1 protein-coding gene and 1 pseudogene are annotated in these 880 nt (G+C 66.2%); both read right to left on the bottom strand.

All coding sequences use genetic code 11. The annotated features are described in order from the left end of the window. Window positions 1–575 (bottom strand): LysE family translocator (locus tag EOA33_RS37155; RefSeq protein ID WP_145989573.1); only part of this gene is annotated, 575 nt, incomplete at its 3' end. A 104-nt stretch (window positions 576–679) separates the two neighbouring features. Further along, window positions 680–880 (bottom strand): annotated as a pseudogene (locus EOA33_RS37160) (amidase family protein); the annotation flags it as partial.

Below are 880 nucleotides of genomic sequence, written 5' to 3' on the forward strand. Positions count from 1 at the left end.
ACCAGGAAGCTGCCGCTGATGCGGGACATCAGCTTGACGCGGCTGGCCGACAGCAGCCGACCGGCGCGGCTTGCGGCAAGCGCGTAGGTCGAATCCGACATGGCGGCAAAGATCATCGCGGTCAGGCCCATGACCACGATCTGCAGCGTGTAGTTGCCCTGCGGCGCGATGAACTGCGGAAAGAAGGCGCCGAAGAACACCAATGTCTTCGGATTGCTGATCGCCACCAGGAAACCCTGCAGGAAGAAGCCGCCGCGCGGCTTCCTGGCCGATCCGTCGGGGTTCAGCGTGCCTTTCGAACGGAACATCTGCACGCCCATCCAGATCAGATAGGCGGCGCCGATCAGCCTGACCCATTCGAACCAGTGGCCCATGCCTGATATCAGCGTGTTGAGGCCGATGCCGACGATGGCGATCATGATGGCGAGGCCGGCCTGGGTGCCGGCGACGTTGGCAAGGCCGGCGCGCGCGCCGTGGCGGATGCTGTTGGCGATGATCAGCGTGACGGTCGGACCGGGCACCAGGATGATGACGATGCAGGCGACGACATAGGTGGCGTAAAGTTCCAGCGACATGGTCTTTCCTCAAGCAAGATGGCACCGATCCGGTGGCGGCCGGGCCCGATCAATGCACGGCGCCGGTGTGGGCGCAAGCGCCAGCCTGCCGCCGATAGCCGGCCTCAGCTTGCGCCTGCCTGCCAGGGCAGTGTCGCCTCGTAGGCCGCGCCGGCCCGCAGCACGGCGAGATCGCCGCGTGGCGGCCCGATCAGCTGCATGCCCATCGGCCGGCTCTTGCCGTCGAAACCGACGGGTACGTTGAGCGCCGGACAGCCGCCCAGCGTTGCGAAGGCGGAGACCTGCATCCAGCGATGGTAGCTGTC

Origin of the sequence: Mesorhizobium sp. M4A.F.Ca.ET.050.02.1.1, assembly GCF_003997725.1 — a bacterium.
In the GTDB taxonomy this organism is placed as follows: Bacteria; Pseudomonadota; Alphaproteobacteria; order Rhizobiales; family Rhizobiaceae; genus Mesorhizobium.